General features: G+C 35.7%; 19 protein-coding genes, 2 tRNA genes and 1 pseudogene. 7 read left to right on the top strand and 15 right to left on the bottom strand.

Annotated elements, in window-relative coordinates; all coding sequences use genetic code 11:
- Positions 1-351 precede the first annotated feature (351 nt).
- The gene (gene folD, locus V4P54_RS00485) at positions 352-1,251 is read left to right on the top strand and encodes a bifunctional methylenetetrahydrofolate dehydrogenase/methenyltetrahydrofolate cyclohydrolase FolD (protein ID WP_455477215.1); all 900 of its coding nucleotides are present in this window, start codon (positions 352-354) and stop codon (positions 1,249-1,251) included.
- A 298-nt stretch (positions 1,252-1,549) separates the two neighbouring features.
- Here folD and V4P54_RS00480 read toward each other — a convergent pair.
- From V4P54_RS00480 to V4P54_RS00460, 5 genes and pseudogenes are all read right to left on the bottom strand, one after another.
- Positions 1,550-1,833, bottom strand: a pseudogene (locus tag V4P54_RS00480) (6-phosphogluconolactonase); the annotation flags it as partial.
- 608 nt (positions 1,834-2,441) lie between these two features.
- Entirely contained in the window at positions 2,442-3,737 is a 1,296-nt protein-coding gene (locus tag V4P54_RS00475) for an NAD(P)/FAD-dependent oxidoreductase (protein WP_455477214.1), read from the bottom strand.
- An 11-nt stretch (positions 3,738-3,748) separates the two neighbouring features.
- On the bottom strand, positions 3,749-5,176 hold the full coding sequence (locus V4P54_RS00470; protein ID WP_455477213.1) for a glutamine synthetase family protein: 1,428 nt from the start codon (positions 5,174-5,176) through the stop codon (positions 3,749-3,751).
- Between the two features lie 171 nt (positions 5,177-5,347).
- Positions 5,348-5,424 (bottom strand) — tRNA-His (locus V4P54_RS00465).
- A gap of 114 nt (positions 5,425-5,538) precedes the next feature.
- The gene (locus V4P54_RS00460) at positions 5,539-6,627 is read right to left on the bottom strand and encodes a quinone-dependent dihydroorotate dehydrogenase (RefSeq protein WP_455477212.1); all 1,089 of its coding nucleotides are present in this window, start codon (positions 6,625-6,627) and stop codon (positions 5,539-5,541) included.
- A gap of 372 nt (positions 6,628-6,999) precedes the next feature.
- Between V4P54_RS00460 and mscL the strand changes: the two genes are divergently transcribed.
- Positions 7,000-7,413 (top strand): large conductance mechanosensitive channel protein MscL, encoded by a 414-nt coding sequence (gene mscL, locus V4P54_RS00455; protein WP_455477211.1) that lies wholly within the window; start codon positions 7,000-7,002, stop codon positions 7,411-7,413.
- 40 nt (positions 7,414-7,453) lie between these two features.
- Here mscL and V4P54_RS00450 read toward each other — a convergent pair whose 3' ends face one another.
- The gene (locus V4P54_RS00450) at positions 7,454-9,955 is read right to left on the bottom strand and encodes a DNA translocase FtsK (RefSeq protein ID WP_455477210.1); all 2,502 of its coding nucleotides are present in this window, start codon (positions 9,953-9,955) and stop codon (positions 7,454-7,456) included.
- 286 nt (positions 9,956-10,241) lie between these two features.
- Here V4P54_RS00450 and V4P54_RS00445 point away from each other — a divergent pair, with 286 nt between their 5' ends.
- The 3 genes from V4P54_RS00445 (at position 10,242) to rpoH (ending at position 13,749) form a co-directional block, all read left to right on the top strand.
- On the top strand, positions 10,242-11,672 hold the full coding sequence (locus V4P54_RS00445) for an aldehyde dehydrogenase family protein (protein ID WP_455477209.1): 1,431 nt from the start codon (positions 10,242-10,244) through the stop codon (positions 11,670-11,672).
- Between the two features lie 35 nt (positions 11,673-11,707).
- Positions 11,708-12,709: an RluA family pseudouridine synthase gene (locus tag V4P54_RS00440; RefSeq protein ID WP_455477208.1), complete on the top strand. Its 1,002-nt coding sequence runs from the start codon at positions 11,708-11,710 to the stop codon at positions 12,707-12,709.
- A gap of 149 nt (positions 12,710-12,858) precedes the next feature.
- Complete coding sequence (gene rpoH / locus V4P54_RS00435; RefSeq protein WP_455477207.1) at positions 12,859-13,749, top strand: RNA polymerase sigma factor RpoH; 891 nt, start codon at positions 12,859-12,861, stop codon at positions 13,747-13,749.
- Between the two features lie 120 nt (positions 13,750-13,869).
- On the opposite strand, the gene V4P54_RS00430 is transcribed toward rpoH, so the two are convergent.
- The 3 genes from V4P54_RS00430 to V4P54_RS00420 form a co-directional block, all read right to left on the bottom strand.
- Positions 13,870-15,315: a hypothetical protein gene (locus tag V4P54_RS00430; protein WP_455477206.1), complete on the bottom strand. Its 1,446-nt coding sequence runs from the start codon at positions 15,313-15,315 to the stop codon at positions 13,870-13,872.
- A 217-nt stretch (positions 15,316-15,532) separates the two neighbouring features.
- Positions 15,533-16,822, bottom strand: coding sequence for an adenylosuccinate synthase (locus tag V4P54_RS00425; protein ID WP_455477205.1), 1,290 nt, complete (start codon positions 16,820-16,822; stop codon positions 15,533-15,535).
- 333 nt (positions 16,823-17,155) lie between these two features.
- Positions 17,156-18,322 carry a phosphoserine transaminase gene (locus tag V4P54_RS00420; protein WP_455477204.1) on the bottom strand — a complete coding sequence of 389 codons (1,167 nt, stop codon included), beginning with the start codon at positions 18,320-18,322 and terminating at the stop codon, positions 17,156-17,158.
- A gap of 405 nt (positions 18,323-18,727) precedes the next feature.
- Between V4P54_RS00420 and V4P54_RS00415 the strand changes: the two genes are divergently transcribed.
- Positions 18,728-18,803: transfer RNA gene (locus V4P54_RS00415), tRNA-Phe, on the top strand.
- A gap of 810 nt (positions 18,804-19,613) precedes the next feature.
- Here the strand turns inward: V4P54_RS00415 and V4P54_RS00410 are convergent.
- Positions 19,614-19,883, bottom strand: a complete 270-nt coding sequence (locus V4P54_RS00410; protein WP_455477203.1) for a hypothetical protein — start codon at positions 19,881-19,883, stop codon at positions 19,614-19,616.
- A 118-nt stretch (positions 19,884-20,001) separates the two neighbouring features.
- Here V4P54_RS00410 and V4P54_RS00405 point away from each other — a divergent pair, with 118 nt between their 5' ends.
- A complete protein-coding gene (locus tag V4P54_RS00405) occupies positions 20,002-20,523 on the top strand; it encodes a DUF805 domain-containing protein (protein WP_455477202.1) in 522 nt (173 codons plus the stop codon).
- Positions 20,524-21,010: 487 nt separating this feature from the next.
- Here V4P54_RS00405 and V4P54_RS00400 read toward each other — a convergent pair whose 3' ends face one another.
- The 5 genes from V4P54_RS00400 to V4P54_RS00380 all read right to left on the bottom strand — a co-directional run bounded on the left by V4P54_RS00400 (position 21,011) and on the right by V4P54_RS00380 (position 25,270).
- Positions 21,011-21,331, bottom strand: coding sequence for a hypothetical protein (locus tag V4P54_RS00400; protein ID WP_455477201.1), 321 nt, complete (start codon positions 21,329-21,331; stop codon positions 21,011-21,013).
- A gap of 595 nt (positions 21,332-21,926) precedes the next feature.
- A complete protein-coding gene (locus V4P54_RS00395) occupies positions 21,927-22,469 on the bottom strand; it encodes a biotin transporter BioY (RefSeq protein ID WP_455477200.1) in 543 nt (180 codons plus the stop codon).
- Positions 22,470-22,473: 4 nt separating this feature from the next.
- Positions 22,474-23,121 (bottom strand): energy-coupling factor transporter transmembrane component T family protein, encoded by a 648-nt coding sequence (locus V4P54_RS00390; protein WP_455477199.1) that lies wholly within the window; start codon positions 23,119-23,121, stop codon positions 22,474-22,476.
- Positions 23,118-23,798, bottom strand: coding sequence for an energy-coupling factor ABC transporter ATP-binding protein (locus V4P54_RS00385; RefSeq protein ID WP_455477198.1), 681 nt, complete (start codon positions 23,796-23,798; stop codon positions 23,118-23,120). The genes V4P54_RS00390 and V4P54_RS00385 overlap by 4 nt, the downstream gene beginning before the upstream one ends.
- The gene (locus tag V4P54_RS00380; protein ID WP_455477197.1) at positions 23,786-25,270 is read right to left on the bottom strand and encodes an amino acid permease; all 1,485 of its coding nucleotides are present in this window, start codon (positions 25,268-25,270) and stop codon (positions 23,786-23,788) included. Before V4P54_RS00380 ends, V4P54_RS00385 begins: the two co-directional genes overlap by 13 nt.
- Positions 25,271-25,459: the final 189 nt, after the last annotated feature.

Below are 25,459 nucleotides of genomic sequence, written 5' to 3'. Positions count from 1 at the left end.
ATAAAAAACAAAAATTGATCTGCATCTGTATTATTTTAAACCATAAAAATACCATGTTCTTACCCTTTTTAGTGATAAGAAGAGAAATTTTACCGCAAATAAAAATATCAATTGGAGTAAAAAACTATTCAAATGTTTTATCACTCTGATATATACACCCTTCCTATATCTTTATTTCACATAATCAATCAAAAGAAAATCTAAATTATAGCTAAAAAGCTTCTTCATAATTCAAAAATCTGTCATATCCCGTTTAATAACCGAATTATTCTTGCATAAAGCTCTATTGAATTGTCAGCAAATGCTTTATACAAAAAATGAACAGTCAGCCTTACTGAAAGGATACTTTCCATGAGCAATATTATTGATGGAAAAAAGCTTGCCGAAGAGATTATTATAAAAGTTAAGGCTGAAACAACAAAACTTCGGAATAACTACAAGGTACAACCTGGTATTGCTGTTATCATTGTTGGCGATGATCCCGCAAGCCACGTATACGTCAAATCAAAGAGTAAGAAGGCTGAAGAATGTGGTTTTTTCTCAAAAACGCATGTACTTTCCCCAAAAACACGAGAAAAAGAGCTCCTCCAACTCATTGCAGCATTAAATTCTGATCCTAAAATTCATGGTATTTTGGTACAACTCCCCCTTCCTGACCACATTAGTACAAACCGTGTAACACAGGCTATTGCTTTCCAAAAAGATGTTGATGGATTTCATTATATAAATGTAGGAAAACTCGTAACAAATTCACTTGAAGATGCTATTATTCCATGCACACCTGCTGGTGCTATGATAATGATTGAGCAGCAATGTGGACGAGATTTATCTGGTCTTGATGCTGTCGTTGTTGGACGCTCGAATATTGTTGGAAAGCCTATGGCATCTCTTTTGACAACAGCAAATGCCACTGTGACAATCGCTCATAGTCATACCCACGACCTCGATGATGTATGTCGTAGTGCTGATATTTTAGTAGCTGCAGTAGGCCGTCCACAAATGATTAAAAAAGATTGGATAAAAAATGGTGCCGTTGTTATTGATATTGGCATAAACCGTATTGAAACACCAGAAAAAGGTATAGGAAAGACACAACTTGTCGGTGATGTCGATTTTGAAAAAGTAAAAGAAAAAGCAGCCGCCATCACCCCCGTTCCAGGAGGTGTTGGGCCTATGACGATTGCTATGCTTATGGTTAATACACTCAAAGCTGCGACCAACTTCCACAATCTACCTATGCCAAAATTTTAAGAATAGTATATTATTTTATTACACTTACTATACTCTATACCTACATGGCTTCTTTACTTTTCATACTTTCTTCATATCGTTACAATAAATTTTCTCTGACCTCTGAAACTAATTTAAAATATTATGTTATTGTATTTACTTATTAAAATGCTACAAACGTGATTATTTATATGCACATTTTATCATAAAAAAATTAAGCAGTTTCTGTACTTATGCCACATTCAATTTTAACTATTTTATTTTTTGTGGGCAATCAACAAATCTGGACAAGGTTATGAGCATAACACAAAATCGCTCTAACAGACATTGTTAGCGTAATCCTTGACCAAAACGCTCTCTTTGAATGAATAGGAAAAACAAGTACCCGTGTATTAAGATCAAGCGCCTGCTTTAAACGATCAACATCAGAAAAAAGAGGAGGTATATTCACCCACACCCATTCCTAAAATGATAACATCAAATGGCATAGGCAAAGTATTTATGCGATTTACCGCAGAAAAGCAGCAAGTTCAACTGCAGATCCCCATTATAAAGCCAAACAAAATGCGCTTCAGCAGCGAAATTTTGCAGCAAATAGCGACGGTGAGCTCTGCTACAGCCCTATCCTGCCAACACTAAAGCTAAGGCAGCAGGTGTTTCAAAACTTAAACGATCTATGTTCATTTTATGCATCATTATCGCTCTAAACTAGGATTATCTAGTGCTTCTATACTTCTAGATTATAGATATCAAGTAAACTTGACTTCATTAAGGTGTATACATGGCATTAACGTATCAGTAAGACATCACCCCCACATACCACCTATACATTGTTTGTTCTGTATTATGAATATTGAGAAATACTAAAAATCGAAAAATTTGGAATCTTTCGTAACGAACAGTAATTTCATCGTTGACAAATCATATTTCACAGTATTCAAATACAATCTAAAGGCCTGTACCATATTGCAAAAATTTCTACACTATTCTTGTATTCTACACTGCTTTTTCTCACTTTAAAAATTATGCGACCCATTGTGTGAAATGATCCTAAATCAATGTTCCAACATAAATTATTAGGAGATAAAAATAGGATAACTCTACAAAATATGCACTTATTTGTTATCTTAGTAAATTGTGGAATCTTTAGTGATTAGAAAATTATGCGCCAAACAAGACATTGAACTTTATTCATTTAAACAAACTTTTAACTAAAAACGATCCATTAAAGAAAACCAATTCATCGCCAGAAATACAAGCGGATGACGTAAAACTCTTCCACCCCAGAATGATGAAATCTTCAATTTCTCAAACATTTTAAAACGCTCACGCCTACCAGTCAGCCATTCGGAGTATAATTTCCCCACAAAAGGTGCAAGCATAACTCCATGACCAGAATAACCACCACAATAGGTAATCCCTGGTAAAAGCTGTCTCACATAGGGCATACGTTCAACTGTAATGCCAACTGTTGCACCCCAACAATGAGTCAGATTTATAAATTGTAAATGAGGATAAATTTCAAAAATTTGCCGCCGTATATGTTTATCTAAATTCACGGGGCAACTATTATCGTAACTTTCTACTCCACCAAATAATAAACGATTGTCAATGCTTTTTCGAAAATAGCGAACCATGAAACGAGAATCATCCACCGATTCATTTCCTGAAAGAATTGAATCACGCTTCGATAACGGTTCAGTGGCCCCAATATAAGATCGGATGGAAACAATATTTTTCTCAATAAAATGCTGAAGCCCAAGTTTATAGGCATTAGTTGCTAACAGAACATGCTCAGACGTTATGTGACCTTTTTCTGTTCTCACTATGCAATAGCTACCATTTCGACTATTTTTTCTCTCTACCGAAACAACACATGTCTTTTCATAAAGTCTAGCACCCGCATTTTTTGCGTTTTTTGCTAACCAAACAACCAGTTTCAAAGGATTTATATGGCCAGTACCAGAATCATAAATACCACCATAGTAAAAAGATGAGCCAAGTCTTTCAGAAACTTCATCTCTATCCATAAAAGTGAGATCATGATATCCATAACGGTGCATTACTTCAACGTGTCGTTGATAAGGTGCTACCTTACTTTTTTTATGAATAACAGAAAGCTGACCCGTCATAAATTCGCTATGACAACCAGGCATAGAACACAAAGATAAAATATCTTTTTTAGCTTCTTCAGATAAATCAAATAGCATCTTACTTCGCTCAAAACCATATTTTTTCTCTAATGCTTCTACCCATTGTCTCTGGCCTGTCCCCAATTGACCACCATTACGTCCTGAAGCACCATCTCCAAAACGTGAAGCATCAAGCAAAACAACGCTCACTCCAACCTTAGATAAATGATAAGCGGCAGATAACCCTGTGAATCCACCACCAATAATAACCACATCACACCGAGTAGATCCGTTAAAAAATGGGTAAGAAGGACGTCTTTCTAAAATATCCTCATACCAAGAAATTCCTGGAGAAATTGGATTTTTATCAGTCATCGTTATAGAACTCAAACATTTAGCAAGAGATATTCGCGCTCCCACGGACTAATCACTTCCATAAAGGTTTCAAATTCTTGTCTTTTTATTGCAGCATAGGTATTTACAAACATATTTCCAAGAATAGCACGCACTGCTACATCTTGTTCAAACAAACTGACAGCTTCAATAAGCCCGCGCGGTAACTCAATATTATCAGCATCCACACTATTTGCTACTGGCTCATCCGGCTCAATCTTTTGCTGCAAACCAATAAGTCCACAAGCTAAGGAAGCGGCCAATGCTAAATAAGGATTAGCATCTGAAGAAGGAAGCCTATTTTCAATACGACGCCCCTGTGGTGCAGAACGTGGAACACGAAAAGCCGTTGTACGATCATCATACCCCCATTGCAAATTAACAGGTACAGAAATTCCAGGCATGAGACGCCGATAAGAATTAACATAAGGTGCAAGCATCACCAGCACCCCAGCCATATGTCTTTGCAATCCACCAATAAAATGACGAAAATAGACACTTTCTCCACCATCCCTATCTGTAAAAATATTAAGACCGGTTTTCTCATCAATAACAGATTGATGAATATGCATTGCAGATCCGGGTTGTCCTTGAATAGGCTTGGCCATAAAGGTTGCATACATGTTATGCTTTAACGCTGCTTCACGAATTGTTCGTTTAAACATAAAAACTTGATCAGCCAATTCAACTGGATCACCGTGGCGTAAATTGATTTCAAACTGACCTGCCCCTTCTTCGTGAATGAGTGTATCAATTTCTAGCCCTTGTGCTTCAGAAAAATGGTAAATATCATCAATCAAATCGTCAAATTCATTAACACCAGCAATCGAATAACCCTGCCCACCACCAATTGAACGTCCAGAACGACCAACAGGAGATACCAGAGGGTAATCTGGATCGGGATTTTTCTGCACTAAATAAAACTCAATCTCCGGTGAAACAACAGGTTTTAAACCTATTTGTGTATAAAGGCTGGTTACTTTCCGTAAAACATTTCGTGGCGTATAATCGACAATTTGACCATTCTGGTATATAAGATCACAAATCACTTGTGCTGTAGGTGCACCTTCCCAAGGAACAATGCTTAATGTAGAAAGATCAGGCTCAAGACGCAAATCACCATCTGTTTTAGGATACTCAAAGCCATGTCCATCTTCAGGATAGATCCCTGAAATTGTCGTCATAAAAATTGCTGAAGGAAGCGCCAACGATGTTTCTGATATAAATTTTTTAGAAGGCATCATTTTGCCACGCGCGACACCTGCTTGATCGGGCGTAATACACTCAATGTCTTCTACGTTCCGAAACGAAAGCCATTGAGAAACCTGCTCCCAATTATCCACACCACGTAACTTTTTCAAAAAATCAGCGACCGTCTTAGAATTTTTGCTCTTCATTTGTTGACTACTCTTCACAGTCATAATGCACTAATTTAAAAAAGATAATTAAACCTCACCTTCGTTGAGCCATACGCACATAAAAATGTGTAAAAACTTAGCTCCACTTTAAATGACAACATAAACCTCACTACAAAAATAATCTATGTCCTGTAACCACAGTAAACTGCTTATTATATTAAATACAGTGAAAAGTGGTACGGTTGGTGGGATTTGAACCTACGACCTCTGGTGCCACAAACCAGCGCTCTAACCAACTGAGCTACAACCGCACAAACAATAATATCCAATAATCACTCACAATCCGTGTGACATAAGGAAGATCACGGAAGTTTGCAAGCCCCTTAAAAAAAATACAGCGTTTTTTGTCAAGAAAAAACTGTTCATCACAGAAGAAGCGCACGTTTTGCCCACCTCTCAACATGATAATCACGATAATTTGCTATGTTATCAACACCGTCTCGCTGCATCAACTGCAAAATTCCTTTTAAAATAATTATCGCGAGATCTGGACCTTCGTAAACCATCCCACTGTATAATTGGACTAAATCCGCACCAGCTTTAATTTTTTCCAAAGCTGTTTTTGCGTCTCTAACACCACCAACACCAATAATCGCCATATCTTTTCCCAATTTTTTACGCATTTTTGCAAGAGTAACTGTGGATCGTTCAAAAAGCGGGCGCCCAGAAAGCCCTCCTTCCTCGCTGATCAGTGAATGATCCGTCAATCCTTGACGAGAAAGAGTGGTATTAGAAATAATTAAACCATCAACATCAGACTGTCTTACCTCTTCAGCTACATCATCCAATTCTTTCTCTGATAAATCAGGCGCAATTTTTAAAAAAATTGGAATGGAGAATCCATGCTTTTTCTTTTGTTCATTACGCTCTCGTGAAACTGTGTTAAGCAAAAGACGTAAATTATCACGAGTCTGTAAATCACGCAAACCTGGTGTATTAGGTGATGAAATGTTAACCGTAAAATAATCTGCAACATCATAAAAAAAAGTAATACCAGCAGCATAATCATTAATTTTATCAGATGCATCCTTATTAGCACCAATATTTATCCCTAAAATGCCGAGGCGGTTACAGGAACAAATTCTGCCATAAATAGTTTTATGGCCATCATTGTTAAAGCCCATTCTGTTAATAATCGCTTCATCTTCTTTTAGGCGAAAAAGCCGTGGCTTTGGATTACCAATCTGAGATCTTGGTGTAACTGTGCCAATTTCAGTAAAACCAAATCCTAAATGAAAAACAGCATCAATAACCTCTGCATTTTTATCAAAACCTGCAGCAAGGCCAACAAAATTATCAAACTTAAGACCTGCAACGTTTACACACAAACGCTCATCAACAACCCTCTGATAACTGTTTAATCCACTTCTCAATCCCAAAATTGCTAAGCGATGAGCATGCTCCGGATCCAACATAAATAAAGCAGAGCGACCAATACAACGAAAAAAACCCATAGGATAACCACCAATTATGCTTATGTTTGTGAATGCTAGTCAGCACAAAATCTTTTTACTCTTAAAAATGCTTTCCTTTTTTCTATCTATTAATAAATTCAATAAGAGGTCAGTAAAATATATATTATTTTCACTGAAAATGACTTTTATTTATTTCAACTTAATAAAGTGCTTCTTTCTCTAAATTTTAACAAAACAAAATAAAATTTATAGTTAAACTTTTTGGCGTTATCATAGTTATCATAATAGTCATTAAAAATTTTCATATTTGCAATATAACGTTGCAATAAAATAAAAGCTGCCCTTTCCTTTTTTATTGAAAGCCATAGTTAAAATTACTAACAGGCTACGTATGTAAAGGGGGAAAATGCAATGTTTAAAGAATTTAGAGAGTTTGCTTTAAAAGGAAATATGATTGACCTCGCCATAGGCGTTATTATAGGAAACGCTTTTGGGGGTCTGGTTAATTCAATTGTCAACGACATTTTTATGCCAATTATTGGCCTTATAACGGGTGGAATTGACTTTTCTAATATGTTTATTCAGCTTGCTGGTGAGAAACAAGTAACACTAAATGCAGCAAAGCAAGCTGGAGCAACCATTAGTTATGGGCACTTTATAACGCTACTCATAAATTTTCTGATTGTTGCTTGGATTCTTTTTCTATTTGTTAAAGGTATGAATAAGGTCCGTCGCACCCAAGGAGAACAAGAAAATCTCCAAGAGATGTCTCTAGAAGAAAAATTATTGTCAGAAATCAGAGATCTATTATCCAAGAAAAAATAAAGGCATGAAATGCCTTACCGATTTAGCATCCTATAGTTCACTAAACATGATTATTGTTACACTCATCGAGTAAGATTTCACGTTTACCAACGTGATTAGCAGCACCAACGATACCCTTTGCTTCCATTTTTTCAACGAGAGAAGCAGCTTTATTATAACCTATTGCAAGTCGACGCTGAATATAAGATATTGAACATTTTTTATCACGCATCACAATTTTAACAGCCTGTTCATACAATTCTTCACCATCCTCCATCGTAGTATTTCCAGAAACTGCACCTACAGACTCCGTATCTTTGTTATCGTCTTCACCGTCCGTTACTGTTGCTAAATAATCAGGTTTTCCTTGCATTTTAAGGTGCGTCACAACAGACTCAACTTCTTCATCAGAAACGAAAGGCCCATGAACACGGATAATGCGTCCACCACCAGCCATATAAAGCATATCTCCTTGACCCAAAAGTGTTTCAGCACCTTGTTCTCCCAAAATTGTGCGACTATCAATTTTTGATGTGACTTGAAAGGAAATGCGAGTAGGAAAATTTGCTTTAATCGTCCCCGTTATTACATCAACAGAAGGACGCTGTGTTGCCATAATAAGGTGAATACCTGCAGCACGCGCCATTTGTGCCAAACGCTGAATAGCATTCTCTATTTCTTTTCCAGCAACCATCATAAGATCTGACATTTCATCGACAATAACGACAATATAAGGAAGCTGTGTAAGATCCATCACTTCTTCATGATAAAGCATTTCTCCACTTTCTTTGTCGAAACCAGATTGTACAGTACACATGATCGTTTCGCCTTTTTTTGCTGCAAGAGAAACTCGTGCATTAAAACCATCAATATTACGTACACCTAATTTCGCCATTTTTCGGTAGCGCTCTTCCATCTCACGAACTGCCCATTTCAAAGCCGCTACAGCTTTCTTTGGATCAGTTACAACGGGTGTTAAAAGATGTGGAATGCCATCATAAACAGAAAGCTCAAGCATTTTAGGATCTACCATGATTAAACGACACTGCTTTGGTGTCATTCGATAAAGAATCGATAAGATCATGGTATTAATCGCTACAGATTTTCCTGATCCTGTTGTTCCAGCAACCAATAAATGCGGCATTTTTGCTAATTCTGCAATTACAGGATGACCATTAATCCCTTTTCCTAAAGCAAGAGCTAATTTAAATTGATTTTCATGAAAAGAGCTCGATTGTATTAATTCACGCAAATAGACTGTTTCACGTACTGTATTTGGTAACTCAATCCCAATAACATTGCGTCCAGGAATCACAGCAACACGTGTAGAAATAGCAGACATAGAACGCGCAATATCATCAGAAATGCTGATAACTCTCGATGATTTTACTCCAGCAGCAGGCTCAAACTCGTACATTGTTACCACCGGCCCTGGATGAACATGAATAATTTCACCCTTAATACCAAAATCTTCTAAAACGCTTTCTAAAAGTCTGGCATTGCGCTCTAGCATCTCTCGTGGGATAACTGTGCCTTCACGAAAAGCAGGCTCCTGCAATAAATCAATCGGAGGGAACTCATAAATATTATTATTATAAGATTGAAAATTTGAAATAACAGAGGAATTACGCCCCCCCAACGTTGAACTAGCAGTTCGCAATGCACTACTACCCTCTGTTTTCATTAAAGGAAAACTCGTTGAATTCTTTAGCGCTCTGCCCGTTAAACGGTCAGCAATGCAGGTGTAACTGTTGGCTATTGTAGTACCTGCCATGTTGTCTAGTGTATGGGAAACATTTCCATCTACAAGTTCATAATTACATAATTCAGCCTCTTTTGCAGTATTACTTTTTTTGGATGTTAAATTAGAAGTTTGTCTAATTTCTTGAATATTATTTGTCGAGAATTCTGATACAATTGAGTTGTAAAATTTTGGGAAACGGCTTTCAAGAACATGAGAAAGTGCAATCGTTGAATCATCAAAGGTAGAATCCGTATCCGATGCATCCTTGTCATTCAAAAAATTAACAAATGTTCTATTTTCTTCTGAAATCTTAGTATCAACCTGCTCCAATATAGAAGGATCACACTCAAAAAATGCGTCGTCCGAAAGATGGAACGCAGACTTTTGTTTTTCTATTGCGCTGTCTATTTGTAATTTATGCACCTTTGCCTTTCTTTTACTCGGAATGTCACCAATCTCCAACGACATCTGATTCAAAACTGCTGAACATCCGTGTGATTCTTTATCCTCAATTGGTAAAGAATTCATCATTTTTTTACTGTTGTATAAAATATTCGTAAGATTTTTTTGCTTTTTTTTCACAAAAATTTTAAATTTCCTCGCAAAAACTGGATCTGTTTCTATCCGACGCCGTAAAATCTCAATCTCCGGAGTTCTTGTAAAACGCACGTTTTTGCCAAGAGAAAATGCTTTTTTCCATACTTCTGGATAAGGAAATATCTCAGTAATCTTTGCAGATAAACTTTTTCCTGATGCATCTTCCACATCCTCATTTGAAAAAGAGGACGTAAAAATGGATTTTTTTTTCGAATTATGCATGACACCCAACAAAATTATCAGAATGAGAACTATCGCTTCTTCAAAAGAATGTATAAAAACTAAAACATGAAGGTTAATAACTTTTTGCCAATAACTATTTTAAAATGAAATTAAATGAAAAAAGTACTTTTTACCAAGATTCTTTTTCTCATTACGCTCACTGCGTCAATGGTGAAACTCATAACACCATGTGATTCCAATTCATCATGAGATTATTTTTGCTATTTTTGATATCAAAAGCCAAAATAATGTACTATTTAATAAGAAATAAAGTTGGAAGCGAATTATGTTTAATAAGAGAAAATTTTATATCAATGGTCTATGGGAAAATCCGAGTACTCCTAACGATCTACATGTCATTAATCCATCAACAGAAAGTCCATGTGCTATTATTAGCCTTGGAAGCACAAGAGATGCAGATAAAGCAATTAGCGCTGCTAAAAAGGCCTTTCAAAACTGGAAAACAATCTTACCAAGCGAACGTCTTAGATTTGTTGAAAAAATTTTAGAAATCTACGAAAGACGCTCAGAAGATATGGCAAAAACCATTTCAATGGAAATGGGAGCGCCTATTGACATGGCACGCAACGCACAAACCGCGACAGGAAGTTATCATATTCGCAACTTTATAAAATCTTTCAAGGAGTTTTCGTTTCAAAATCCTTTAACAAAAGATGATGAAAAAGCAATTCTTCATTATGATCCCATCGGTGTCGTTGGTTTGATTACTCCATGGAATTGGCCTATGAATCAAATAACCCTTAAAGTTATCCCGGCTCTTTTAGCTGGCTGTACTATGGTCTTAAAACCCTCTGAAATTGCTCCTCTTTCAGCTATGCTTTTTGCAGAATTTTTAGATGAAGCTGATCTTCCTGCTGGCGTCTTTAATTTGATCAACGGAGATGGCGCCAATGTCGGCTCTTACTTATCTTCTCATCCAGATTTGGAAATGATTAGCTTCACTGGATCAACAAGAGCAGGAAAAGATATTTCCAAAAATGCTAGTAGCACTTTAAAACGAGTCTGTCTCGAACTTGGAGGTAAAGGAGCTAATCTCATCTTTGCCGATGCTGATGCTGATGCTATTCAACGGGGTGTGCACCACTGCTTTTATAATAGTGGACAAAGCTGTAATGCACCAACGCGAATGCTTGTAGAACGAACTATTTATGAAAAAGCAATAAAAATAGCCAAAGATATTGCAGAAAAAACAAAAATTGGTTCAAATTCTCAAACAGGAAATCATATTGGTCCCGTTGTTTCAAAGCAACAATATAATAAAATTCAGGAACTGATCCAATCTGGAATTGATGAGGGTGCAACTCTTATAGCGGGTGGAACTGGCTTACCTATAGGAATGGAACGCGGTTATTATGTCCGACCAACAGTTTTTGCAAATGTAAAACCCAATATGCGTATTTTTCGCGAAGAAATATTTGGCCCTGTTCTCTCAATTCTTCCTTTTAATACAGAAGATGAGGCTATATCCTTGGCCAATGAAACAGAATACGGTCTTACGAACTATATACAATCACAAGACCAAAGTAAATGTCGTCGAGTCGCTGCGCAAATGCGATCTGGTATGGTAGAAATTAATGGACACCGTCTGCCAGATGGTAGTTACTTTGGAGGAGTAAGATTTTCTGGACGCGCCCGTGAAGGTGGGAAATGGGGAATCAAAGAGTTTTTAGATACCAAAGCGATTTCATGTTGGTAAAAGAATTTCACTGAAATCTTAATAGGAATTATAGAGTGATACAATGTATAACGGACGAGAGTGCTATTGGACAGCGGCTTGATCAATGGCTTACCAAACAGTATTGTCATGAATTGTCGCGTTCACGTTTGCAAACACTCATCCGTGAAGGATACCTCCAAATTGATGGCCAATTAATAAAAGAACCGAAGACAAAATTAAAACCAAATCAAATAGTTCAGTTAACAATGCCTACTACTAAGGAAGCAAAACTTAGAGGCGAAGATATTGCATTGGATATTCTGTTTGAAGATGATCATATCGTTGTCGTAAATAAACCAGCTGGTCTTGTTTCTCATCCCGGCAATGGTAATTGGACTGGCACATTGGTTAATGCACTTATCTACCACTGTAAAGGTAGTTTATCTGGAATTGGTGGCATTCAACGCCCCGGTATTGTCCATCGTCTTGACAAAGATACGAGTGGAGTCATGGTTGTGGCCAAAAATGATCTTGCTCATAAAAACCTCAGTACTCAATTTGCTGACCATGGACGCACTCGTGCATTAGATAGACGATACCACGCCCTGATTTGGGGATCCCCTAATCGAAATGTCTTGACAATTAATGCAGCTCTTGGGCGCTCTCCTCATAACAGAACAAAACGAGCTGTTGTCCATAGCAAACATCCTTATGCCCGTTATGCTGTTACGCATTTCTCTTTAATTGAAAAATATGGAATCTGTTCGGATACGTCATCCTTGGCCAGTCTTCTGGAATGTAGACTAGAAACTGGTCGTACACACCAAATCCGCGTTCACATGGCTCATATTGGACATCCACTTATAGGTGATGCTGTTTATGGAAGTGCTTTTAAAACAAAATCAAACATACTCAATCCTATAATTAAAAATGCAATTGCTCAATTTAATCGACAAGCACTCCATGCAACCAGCCTTACCTTTGAACATCCCATTACAAGTGAAATCATGTCTTTTTCCTCACCATTTCCAAAAGACATGGCTGAACTTATTAATCATTTTAAAAAAATTAATTGAAACTTTTAGCCTTCTTATGATTTCATAATACAATATCTCTTTTTGAACAAAGTTTAAAATTATGATAACGTATGTGGTGAGTAGTTAGTGTAATTACTAGAAACGGAATTTGCCTCATTTAGGGAATTCATGAAAAAGGAGGGTGCTATATGGCCCATGTGAATCTACTATCAATAACAACCGGTGATGGAGGACTAAGCCATTACCTAGAAGAAATTCGTCGTTTTCCAATGCTTCAGCCAAAAGAAGAGTACATGTTGGCTAGGCGTTATCGTGAGCATCACGATAGAAAGGCTGCGCATAAATTAGTTACTAGTCATTTGCGTCTTGTGGCTAAAATTGCGATGGGATATCGAGGCTATGGATTGCCTATTGGAGAAGTTATTTCAGAAGGTAATGTTGGACTGATGCAAGCTGTCAAGCGTTTTGATCCAGAGCGTGGTTTCCGTCTTGCAACATATGCGATATGGTGGATTAAGGCATCAATACAAGAGTATGTGTTGCGATCTTGGAGTTTAGTGAAAATAGGAACGACTGCAAATCAAAAACGTTTATTTTTCAACCTTCGTAAGCTAAAAAGTAAACTGCAAGCATTGGATAACAGCGATCTCAGTGCAGAACAGGTTAAAGAGATTGCAAAACAGTTAAATGTCGCAGAAGATGAAGTTGTATCCATGAATCATCGATTGGGTGGCGATACTTCACTTAATGCGCCTTTACGCACAAAAGAAGGTGAAAACAGTGAATTACAAGATTGGTTGGTTGATGAATCTGATAACCAAGAGCAGATTTTGATTGAGCAAAGTGAATTGGAAAATCGTCGTTCAATGTTAACGCACGCCATGAATAATTTGAATGAACGTGAAAAGCGTATATTCAAAGCGCGTCGCTTAAGTGATGAACCATTAACACTAGAAGAACTTTCAACTGAGTTCAATATCAGTAGAGAACGCGTACGACAAATTGAAATGCGCGCATTTGAAAAAGTACAATATTCTGTCAAAGCGTCTGCTTTATCTCAAGGGCAGGTGTATAGTTGATCAACTTTCTTGTATTATTGATGTGAACTAAAGTTCATTATGTTAGCTTTGTTCTTTTAAGTAAAGGTTGTTTGACTTCTTGCGTAGAGGGGGGGAGGGAGCAACTCTATTTGTATCTTCTTAGTTTGCTTTGTATTTTCTTTGACCAAGAACCTCAAATTTAGATGACTGTGTAAGCCATCGTCCAATAACCTCATTAAAAATAGTCTTACCAATTGACCCTTTTGCAAAAGTTAATTCGTTTGTACGTCCATTTTTATCCATAAGAATCAAACGGATCCAATCCAATTCTTTCATCAACTGTAAGTTTCTATCAAGAAATGGATGATTTCCACTCAAAGAAACAAGAAAAAGGTTGTCATCAATCTTTGCTGTAACAGTTCTTGTTAAAACTTGCCCTATTGATTGTTCACTTGCCTTGAAAGTCAAGGCCTGAATGTTACTTATGGCTTTACCTAGAAATGTGTCAGAAACAATAAAAATTAGATCCATGACATATAAAGCAGGAAAAGATGGATCAGTATTACGTCTTAAAACTAACCGTAACGATAACCCTGCATCTGGAATTGTTACATCACCTTGTATAGTTGATCCCTTTGGACTACCTTTAGCGTGTGATTCTTTTACAAGTGACCATCGTACATTTCCAGTTGCTACTTTTTCCGCATCATCATTTGTACGTGCTTGATAAAAAATAGCTTCTCCTAGTTGCTCAATTGTCTGTAAATTATTTGTTATAACCGTCGATGTCCCTTCCTCAAAAGAATCTTCTATTTGATCCAAACCAACATCAATTTCACTCCCATCTTCTAATAGACGTTGAGTTAATTTTCTTTTAGCCACAAACGATTTTGATAATGCATTAGAAGGTTGAACGTTTTCTCTTGTTGACTTATTATCATTTGATACAGACACATATCCACCAATGAGATAAATACCAACAATTAAAGGAGCAATGCTAGCAAAAATAGCGATGCCTATCGCAATACGTCTCTGCATTGACAATCGGTTTGTACGACGCAAAGCTTGAGAAAAAATATGTGAAACAACATGAAAATTATCTACTTTCGAAGAAGAAGTTAAAGTAGAATTTTTTGATAGATTTGAGTCAACATGCCGGGAAACCAAATTAGCATCCATATTGACCGGTTCTGCATCTGGCGTTCTTAATATCGATACAGAGCGTTCATGAACTTCTTCTCTGCTCCCTAAAACTGTGCCATAAAAATCCTGCTTTTTTTCTGTCTCAAAAACCAAAATATTATCAGACTGTAGCAATACAGAATTTTGAACATTTTTATTATTTTCAGAAGTAGCTGTAAATTTCCACCCAATAACCGAAGAAAGAAGCTGCTTCTCAACTGCTAAATATTCCTTTTCAATACTTGCAATAGCATTCTGTAAAATTTGTCTTTGCTCATCCGCAATTTCTTGAGAGATTTTTGCAATCAGAAATTTATTTTCTAATGTTTCAGTAGCCCGCCTATAAATTTTCTCTCGCACCTGTGGGGTAACGCTGCTTTGTGCATTAATTGCCTTTCTTAAGATTCCAGCGAAATCTACCATTCCTGTATGATCTTTCTCAAGTTGAAGAAAAAAACCAACCGCAAAGCTAAAAAATCCCTGACTTTAGCCCTTTAAATTGATCATCATTTACATTGATATAACTACACCTTAAAGCGAATACAAAAAATAGACAATGCTATTTTGTACTTTTCTGTATCTTACCACTTAATTCTTTATTTTCAGAAACAATACAGCAATGGCGTGAAAATATAGGAAGTTAATCTGCAAATGGATCAGTTACAAGGATGGTATCATCACGTTCAGGACTAGTAGATAATAAAGCCACCTTCGTATCAATTAACTCTTCTATATAGCGAATATATTTAACAGCATTTACTGGTAGATCTTCCCATCTCGATGTATGCGCTGTTGTTTCCTTCCAACCTTCTAATATCTCGTATATCGGCTTAACACGATCTTGAGAGCTCATAGAGGAAGGCAAATAATCAATCTTTTTTCCATCAATTTCATAACCAACGCAAACCTTAATTTCATCCAATCCATCTAAGACATCAAGCTTTGTCAATGCTATTCCTTGAATTCCACAAATCATAACCATCTGACGTACTAAAACAGCATCAAACCAACCACATCTTCGTTTCCTACCCGTCACAACACCAAATTCATTACCACGTGTTCCAAGAAATTCTCCAATATCATTCATCTGTTCTGTCGGAAATGGCCCCTCTCCAACCCGTGTTGTATAAGCTTTTGCAATACCTAAAACATAATGAATTGATCCAAATCCCATACCTGAACCCGTAAGAGCCTGCCCAGAAACTGTGTTAGATGAAGTCACATAAGGATAAGTCCCAAAATCGTTATCTAACAATGCACCTTGTGCACCTTCAAAAAGGATGCGCTTTCCCATACGATAATTTTCATCTAAAAGACGCCATGTACAATCCATAAAAGGCAAAATTTTATCTGCTACTTGCATTAATTCATCATAAAGAATTTGTGAATCGATCTCTTCAACACCCATTCCACGACGCAAAGCATTGTGGTGTACCAAAAGCCTCTTGATCTTAGCCATCAGCGTATCAGCTTCTGCAAGATCCATAACTCGGATAGAACGGCGCCCTACTTTATCTTCGTAAGCGGGTCCGATTCCACGCCTTGTCGTTCCAATTTTTAAACCTGAAATACAACTTTCCCTAGTTGCATCAAGATCACGATGCACAGAAAGAATTAAAGGAGCATTTTCAGCTATACGTAAAATTTCTGGTGTAATCTTAACACCTTGATCCCGCAGTTTTTTTAATTCTGCAACAAAATGATGAGGATCAACAACAACACCGTTCCCAATAATTGACAATTTTCCACGAACAACACCAGATGGTAAAAGAGATAATTTATAACTAACTCCTTCAATGACTAATGTGTGGCCTGCATTATGTCCACCCTGATACCTCACAACAATATCTGCGCGCTCAGACAACCAATCTACGATTTTACCTTTGCCTTCATCGCCCCATTGTGTGCCGACAACTACTACATTGGCCATAACTTTCTCCGTCGTGTTTGGTAGAATAAAACCAGCATTCAAAAATGAACGCTCCTTTATAGCGAAACCTTAGAGAAAGTGCGACCCTTCATTTACGCTTTTTTTCTACTCTTCATATTATGAATGATCCACTACTCTACTACGATCAAAGACCAAAAATGCAAAAGAATTCAAAGTTTTTAGTTTTCTTACATCTAGAAAATCATCAATGTCTATCCTATTATCTTACAGAATTTGTATAATTTTAAAAATAGTCCCTCTCTTTAAAAGAACACAAAATACCATTACGGTTTCTCGTGTTCCATTTTTTTAAATCATGTTACAAGGATCCCTCTAGACCACTTGGAATTTAGCTTTTTCAACTTGAAATGCCCATTCAAGCCATTCTGTTAAGCACTCAAGATCAGAATTCTCAACTGTTATGCCTGCCCAAATTCGAATTCCTAGGGGAGCATCCCGATAAGAACCGATATCATAAGCAGCACCTTCCTCATCAAGACGATTCACTATCGCTTTTACAAAAGATGCTCGCATGTTAATGTCCAAAGCAGCAATATCTTTGTCTACGATTACTAAACAAACAGACGTGTTAGAACGTACTTGGGGAACCTTCGCTAAATACTCCAACCAAGGTGTTCTGCGGACAAAAGCATCGAGTACAGCGAAATTTTTCTCAACTCGCTCTCTTAAAGCTGGTAAACCACCAATTGACTGAGCCCACCTTAACGCATCAAGATAATCTTCAACACATAATAAAGAAGGCGTATTAATTACCTCCCCTTTAAAAATATCTTCATTCAATTTTTTATCTTTTTTCAGACAAAAAATTTGGGGAATAGGCCAAGCAGGAGAATAAGTCTCAAGTCGTTCGACAGCACGAGGGCTTAAAATCAACATACCATGCGCTGCTTCACCTCCCAAAACTTTTTGCCATGAAAAAGTAACAACATCCAATTTTGAAAAATCAAGATTTTGTGCAAAAGCTGCTGATGTTGCATCACAAATTGTCAATCCCTTTCGATTATCTGGAATAAAAGATGCATTAGGAATACGAACACCAGCCGTCGTTCCATTCCACGTAAAAACAACATCACGATTAAAGTCAATTTGTGTTAAATCAGGCAATTCACCATATGGAGCTTCAAAACGCCGCACATCAGAAAGTTTTAATTGTTCGACAACATCAGCAATCCAACCAAAACCAAAGCTTTCCCACGCAACTATATCAACACCACGCTCACCTAGCAAAGACCATAAAGACATCTCGACAGCACCAGTATCCGAAGCAGGAACGATACCTATACGATAATCAGAAGGAACTTCAAGAATCTTACGTGTTAAATCAATTACTTCCGCAAGTCTTAATCGTGCTACTTTAGATCGATGCGAACGACCAACTAATGCATTTTTCAGGACTTCTACAGTCCAACCTGGTCGTTTACTACAAGGACCTGAAGAAAAATTAGGATTATTTGGACGCAAATTTGGTTTTTTCAACATTATTATTCTCCCCATTTACATAGCTTTCTTTTTTAAAGAAAGACCAACGTTATAAGGCTTCTTAACGAGCCTTTTTATATAAAAATCGCAAATGTTTTCTGTCTATTTTGTAAGTTTAAAATATGCGAACCCCTTGTGAAAATATCTTGATCAATCATGCCCCTTGATTGATTCTATTTATTACAGTGAACTGCATGCATTATTGTCACGATAAGACAACACCTCGACGATACCAAGATAACGTATTGAAATATTCCTATCAAGTTGATTTTACAGTGAGAATAATTGCAATTTTCATAGAACAAGGATAAACTTTGTAAAAAATAAATTATTTTTCTTTTCAAGACTGGACAGAGAGAATTTTAATGTTATAACCGCACACGTTTCACGTGTTCTGTGGAGCGTGCCCAGATAGCTCAGTAGGTAGAGCAGCGGACTGAAAATCCGCGTGTCCGTGGTTCGAATCCGCGTCTGGGCACCACTTTATTTTAAATAATGTAATATAATCAATAGATGAATTGATTTTATTTTCTTTCAATTCACTCAGTAGTCTACCCCTTACTGCTTATTAAAAATAAGCATCGCTTCAATTAATCTAAATGCTGAAAAGCTTGTATAAGGATAAAGACATATGTTCCCTATACATATATTAAAATTGAATACATGGGACTCAATGAAAAGAAGTTAGAGATATCACAAACTCTTTGGGTAGGCTAACAAAGTAAAAAAGAACTTAATTCACAAAAAAATTTAACTATTCATGTATCGTATATACTATTGAAATAAATCATATAAACTTTTGGATACAGTATTGCTTGGCTCAATTTCTGCATGAATTATGTGTAAGCTACTAATAGTATTGTTTGACAAAATCTCAACTTCCTTAATAAGACTGGATTTATAAAGATTTTACAAAATTTTGAAATAAGAAAAAAGAAGTTCACAAAAAAGCAGATGAATCTTTATGTTAATTTATGTGGTTATTTTAAGGTTAAATATTTACTCAAAATTATAAAAAACATGAGACTATCTAAAAAAATAACAAAGATTAACGCTGATTTTTTAGATTAAGAAAGAATGAAACGTTAGAGTTGATGGCTTTATTGGAACACTAAAATATATTCATGATAGCCTTTAAAACTATTCCTTCCCCTATTTGATTATTTTCGAGAGTTCCTATTTTAGGTATTTTATAATTTTTTTCTCCAACAATATCCGAAAATAAAATCGATTTTATCCTTTAAAAACTTACGTATAATCTTATCTCAAATTTTATACTCCCCACTGATCTTTATTCAGAAACATTTGTAGGGATAGAGAAAAGAATCTTAATTTCAATCACGGATTGAGTAAATACTTTAAAAGTTTCTTCTTTATCCATCTTTTTTGCATCGATTTTCATTATCTTAATAAACAGCGCAACATAAACTGCTGAATGATCATGAGAGAACCTTTGAAGCCATTTAGTGATACCATCATTTTTCCCATTGCGTTCTGAAGCTCCTAAAAAAATCTTGTAGAGAAAAGTTTGTTGAAAATAATTGTCTAAAAAAGCCCTCATCTTTGTTGTTAAATCTTAAAAATGTCTGAAGAAAGTAATAGGTAAATTGTAACCATAGGGAATCATTATATGGAAGTCGCTACAATAATGCATAGGTTGTGAAAAATAGGATACTAAGATGCGTGAATTGAAATGGTATGATGGATTTAGATGGTTCTGTTGCGGGCTAAAACGTTCATTTAACTGGAAAGAACGCGCAACACGTGCTGAGTATGCTTGGGTTTTGATCATATCACGTCTTCTTGCATTACCTCTCTGGTTTTTTGCGAAGCATCCTGAAATATTTGAGTTTGTACTTCCCAAATCAAATATTGGTTTCGTGTTTTTTTTGCATGTAATCTATCATGCATTACGAATACCTGAGCTTGCTGTTTCAGTGAGGCGATTGCACGATTTAGGTCATTCAGGTTTTTGGCTGATCCCCATCTACGTACCTTGGTTAACAATGGGTTTTTTGGAAAATCTCTCAGAAATGAACGATTCTTTCTACTATCTAATAGAAAGCATCTTCTTTGATCTTTTTTTGATGTTAGTGGTATTTTCTAGAATTGCTTTATCCTTTTATCTTATTTTAAAAGATGGAAAACGTATGGATAACAAATACGGAATAGATCCAAAGAAAGCTTTATCTGATAGATAAAAAATGAATAATAAACAATATACTAGACATCTGTTATTTTATTTTTTGTATATCGACGTTTCATAATTACCGTTTCATGAAGGAAGAAAATAAGCATATTTGAAAATTTATCATGCAATCATATAAAAGGAAAGAATACGCGCTATTTAATAATCAATATCGTATTCTCTCTTACAAATATATTTCCTGATACAAAAATTTTATATGGCTTTATAGATGCTCCTCATCCCCAACGAGACTTCTCGTGCGTACTATAATAATCTAACTCTTAGAACACAACAAATCCAAATGAATAAATCGAAAAAGGATTTTAACAAGAAATTTTAATTTATACGTAGATGTAAAATATTTTTATTTTCCCGCTCATTCCCCTAAATGCTCCTCCAGATAAAAAAGATTTGCCTTTTTTAAAAAGTTTAGGATGCCTATAACTCTTGAGTTACAATAAAAACGACACTACCCCTTTAATGATAAGGCTTTCCTTATTCTACCACCTAAATATGGAACATAGAGAAGCATAGAGATACTTTCCAAGATCAGCGTACACTTTTCTTGTTTTCTGAAACGTCAATGCCACACTCTTCCAGAACAAGGTGTGATCACCTAAATGAGAAGGAACAAAAACTTTATTCAATAAAGGATTAACTCGCTCATTAGGTAATAAATCTGCCCTAGATATGGCAGAAATAATAAAAACAGATGCTCCTTTTTGAAGGTTTAAATGATCCATCGCTTTTGCAGTAGAAGAAAAACATAGAATAATAGAACATACAGCAAAAAAATATCTTATACTTATAACTTTATTCATATTATTTACCTTTCTTAAAAAAATAAATGCTGCATGTATCATAATATCATTATGTGTGTCTATATATAAAGTATGTAACAATATAAATATTTTTGATTTATTGTAAAGATAATAATGTATTTAATATATACTGCAAATAAACATGAAACAAAATTTCTATTGCTGTTTAAAAATCTTAATCATAAACCGCTAACAAGGTAATTTTTCTTAAATCAATAGTTTGTGCTTCAATATACAATTTCTTGAATAAAAAGATTAGCATAATATATTTGATATATATCAAATATATTTTCTGTAAAAAATATACAATAGACGGCAATAAAATAATTTACGTAATTTATGAACAAAATCCGCGCATTTTTACATATACAACCCTTTAATTAAAGAATCAATATGAATTAATAATATTATTTCTTTTTGATAAAATCATCAGGTAATAAAAAATTATTTTTTTTACTTACCTTGTACATTTTTTATTCCAAATACGAATAAATAATGCAGAAAACTTCATCAAATATTGCGTTTTTCCTTTTTAATTTTTGGATTTATCGTAACACTATTTTTCATGTATAGGTAAATAAGAACTCACCTTTTATTATTGAATAAGAGGGGTGGATTTTTTAACTGCAAGCGCAATAGAAGACGCAACAAAAACTTTTACAAAATCACCAATTAAAAAACCTAATGAACTCGTTAAAACTGTTAATAAAGAAACGTTGGCAATATAAGCCATCCACGGTATCCCAAAAAGAAAAACAATCCCTACGCCACCAACAGTATTTACAATAAATAAGATAGTAAAATTTAACTTCTGCCAAAATAACTCAACCATATAGCCAATAAAAAATGCAGCAACTGGATAGCCAAGCATATAGCCTCCCCCAGCTCCTAAAAAAACACCAATGCCTCCACGCCCACCAGATAACAAAGGAAGTCCAACAGAAACAAGCACAAGGAAAAGAATCGATGACAAAGCTCCTCTTTTTGCTCCAAGTATGGATCCGGCTAACATTGGCCCCATAGATTGAGCTGTAATAGGCAACCCAAGGAATACAGGAAGATAAATAGGGGGGAAAAGTCCTAAAACTGCATAAATAGCCGCGAATAAAGAAACATAGACTAAATCCTTAGTATTCATAAAATTACCCCTCCTCAATGAAAATTGTATTAACATCCTGTTCTCTATCGCTGGGTTCACCATCATAAGACCGTGCCTCCAAAGCTTCAGCAACCTCTGAAGCCATATTGATAGTTCGTATTATGAGAGGCATTGCAAACGCAAAAATGTTGACATCAAATCCACGTGCCCGCTGTGCTTCACGCACCTCACTGAAATTTTTACCAACAACAGGAATAAATCTAATTGCCATGGATAAAACCATACCAATTTTTGACGAATTTATACCAAAACACTGCAATGGTTTGAGCACTGTCTCGATTGAGTTTACCATATCTGAAACCTTGGTTGTTAGGGAAACAAGAGAAGCCAAAAAAATCAGAGTGATAAAGCGTAATATAATTTCAAGACCTACATACCAATTTCTAAAAATGACCTGAAACGCAAATATAAGTATTAAAAACAAACTCATTGATTTCAGCTGTTTTAACACATCAATCAAAGGGATCTTTGCAATTCCATACAATAAAGCTACAAATAACAAAAATAGTATAAGCACAGGAATAGATGAAACCGCAAACATGGCTGTCGCTCCTATAGTCAGAAACAACAACTTAACTCCCGGTTTAAGCCTATGAATAAATGTATCTTTAGAAATATATAACCTAATCACGACATTCTTCTTGTATATTCTTTGATCGCAACAAAAGGTACATCATCAACGACTATTTCTCCCTTATCGAAGACAAGAATTCTATCAAATTTTCTCAAAAATTCCAAATCATGGGATACAACAATAACCGTTTGTGGTAACTCTTCTATAACTTGCGTAACACGGCGCTTATTTCGCAAATCGAGCAAAGTTGTTGGTTCATCAAAAATAACATAGTCTGGTCTCATTGCTACCACACCTGATATGGCAATCAATTGTTTTTGTCCACCACTTAATGAATGAACCGCATGATTTCTAAAGTCTTGAAGGTTATAGTGCTGCAAAACCTCATCTACACGCTTCTTTATTTCATTTTTACTAAGTTTTAAATTTTTAAGGCCGAAAGATAAATCTTCCTCCACCAATGGTAACACAATTTGATTATCAGGATTTTGAAAGACAAATCCTATTTTACGCCTTACTGCCTTTGCATCATTCCTTGTATCAAGCCCATCAACGCTTACAAAACCACTCGATGGTAATTGTAATCCGTTTATAAGCCGAACAAATGTACTTTTCCCAGATCCATTTGCACCAATAATCGCAATTCGCCGCTCTGTCATTTGTATGGTGATGTCTTTTAAAGCACACAAATCACCAAATAACTGCGTTACTTTTTCAAATTTTATAATCCCCAAAATTTATTCCTATCAATTCCTGTAATATTACCCCTTTTCTGCCACAATCTCTTAAGTCTATGGCTCATCAGCAACAGCAAACACCATGCAGGAATAACGATAACCGCTAAACTCATATCAGGCATCTGAACTGGAATATACGATCTAATAAAAACCGTTCTTACCCCTATCATATCAAAAAGTTGAGTCATCATCCCATTATGCCCAAAACCACTTATAAACATAATGCAAAACAATACAATGAGAAAACAAAGACAAAAATAATGAGCATAAGGATATAAATAAAATGGATAAATAAAGGAACCTTCTCTATTTTTATGCGCCTTTCGAAACTTCAAATGAACAACAACAATGACAGACCAAGTGATAACTGCTGCTGCAGTCACAATCGCCATGATTCGCACGAAACTATTATCAGGAAAAATAGCATTAATGATAATAATCACCGAAGTACAAGCTGATGAAAAAAGGATAGCAATATAGGGAACATGGGCAGAATTTAGCTTACTAAAAATATTTGGAGCATTTTTTTGTGTGGCCAAACTATACAACATACGACCATTAGAATAAATGCCACTATTGTAGACAGAAACAGCTGTCATAATAACAATAAAATTCAAAATATGGCCTGCTGCAGGAATTCCTATTGTCTCAAAAACTACAACAAAAGGACTTCCATTTCTTTCAATCGCATTCCACGGACTTATCATCATAATAATGCTAATGGAACCAATATAAAAAATTATAATTCTCCACATAACTTTATTGATAGCAGCCGGAATTGTCTTTTGTGGGTTTGATACCTCTCCCGCTGCAATACCAATGAGCTCTGTTCCACCAAAGGAAAACATCGCAACACAAGTAGCTAGAGCAACTCCTATTGCACCGTAAGGAAAAAAGCCACCATGAATCCAAAGATTGTGAACACTCGCCTGGTTTCCATTTATACCGGTAATGATGAGAAATAATCCAAAAATAATCAAACCGATAATAGAAATAACCTTGATTAAGGACAAATAAAATTCAAATTCTCCATATAAACGAACATTAAAGAGATTGATTAATGTGACCAACAAAAGAACGATACATGACGATTTCCAATGACTTACAAAAACCCAGTGATCAAGATAAAATCCAATAACCGTCAGTTCGGCCATACTAACGAGAACGTAAAGAAACCAATAATTCCATCCTGATACAAAACCAGCAAGAGATCCCCAATATTTATAAGCAAAAAAACTAAATGCACCAGAAATCGGTTCCTCTGAAAGCATCTCACCAAGCATTCGCATGATGAAATAGATAATAAGACCTCCGAAAAGATAAGCCAAAATGGCTGAAGGGCCTGCTAATTGTATAGCTTCTGTTGATCCATAAAAAAGCCCCGTTCCAATAACACCTCCCAGAGCAATCATTTGAACATGGCGATTTTGAAGGTTACGCTTTAACTTACTGTTCTTTTCCTCAAACATTATCTCTCATTAATACTTTAATTAAACACGATTAAATCTTTGCCACAGCGACTCATGAATATCCTTATGCATCTTTTAAAAAATCATAAAAAACGTAACTCATTTTTCTTGTTATAATGCAACTACTTTCTTTTTTTTACGTTACAAAAACACTCTACCAATTACGCAAACACTATGTTTGAATTTATA

Source organism: Bartonella sp. B41 (assembly GCF_053795765.1).
The sequence above is the reverse complement of the archived record's forward strand: the minus strand, read 5'-3'. Positions and strand labels throughout refer to the sequence as shown.

Bases quoted from the DNA above. Each gene is read 5' to 3' on its own strand.
- folD (WP_455477215.1), top strand. From the start codon at position 352: ATGAGCAATATTATTGATGGAAAAAAGCTTGCCGAAGAGATTATTATA.
- V4P54_RS00475 (WP_455477214.1), bottom strand. From the start codon at position 3,737: ATGACTGATAAAAATCCAATTTCTCCAGGAATTTCTTGGTATGAGGAT.
- V4P54_RS00470 (WP_455477213.1), bottom strand. From the start codon at position 5,176: ATGACTGTGAAGAGTAGTCAACAAATGAAGAGCAAAAATTCTAAGACG.
- V4P54_RS00460 (WP_455477212.1), bottom strand. From the start codon at position 6,627: ATGGGTTTTTTTCGTTGTATTGGTCGCTCTGCTTTATTTATGTTGGAT.
- mscL (WP_455477211.1), top strand. From the start codon at position 7,000: ATGTTTAAAGAATTTAGAGAGTTTGCTTTAAAAGGAAATATGATTGAC.
- V4P54_RS00450 (WP_455477210.1), bottom strand. From the start codon at position 9,955: ATGCATAATTCGAAAAAAAAATCCATTTTTACGTCCTCTTTTTCAAAT.
- V4P54_RS00445 (WP_455477209.1), top strand. From the start codon at position 10,242: ATGTTTAATAAGAGAAAATTTTATATCAATGGTCTATGGGAAAATCCG.
- rpoH (WP_455477207.1), top strand. From the start codon at position 12,859: ATGGCCCATGTGAATCTACTATCAATAACAACCGGTGATGGAGGACTA.
- V4P54_RS00430 (WP_455477206.1), bottom strand. From the start codon at position 15,315: ATGGTAGATTTCGCTGGAATCTTAAGAAAGGCAATTAATGCACAAAGC.
- V4P54_RS00425 (WP_455477205.1), bottom strand. From the start codon at position 16,822: ATGGCCAATGTAGTAGTTGTCGGCACACAATGGGGCGATGAAGGCAAA.
- V4P54_RS00420 (WP_455477204.1), bottom strand. From the start codon at position 18,322: ATGTTGAAAAAACCAAATTTGCGTCCAAATAATCCTAATTTTTCTTCA.
- V4P54_RS00410 (WP_455477203.1), bottom strand. From the start codon at position 19,883: ATGAGGGCTTTTTTAGACAATTATTTTCAACAAACTTTTCTCTACAAG.
- V4P54_RS00405 (WP_455477202.1), top strand. From the start codon at position 20,002: ATGCGTGAATTGAAATGGTATGATGGATTTAGATGGTTCTGTTGCGGG.
- V4P54_RS00400 (WP_455477201.1), bottom strand. From the start codon at position 21,331: ATGAATAAAGTTATAAGTATAAGATATTTTTTTGCTGTATGTTCTATT.
- V4P54_RS00395 (WP_455477200.1), bottom strand. From the start codon at position 22,469: ATGAATACTAAGGATTTAGTCTATGTTTCTTTATTCGCGGCTATTTAT.
- V4P54_RS00380 (WP_455477197.1), bottom strand. From the start codon at position 25,270: ATGTTTGAGGAAAAGAACAGTAAGTTAAAGCGTAACCTTCAAAATCGC.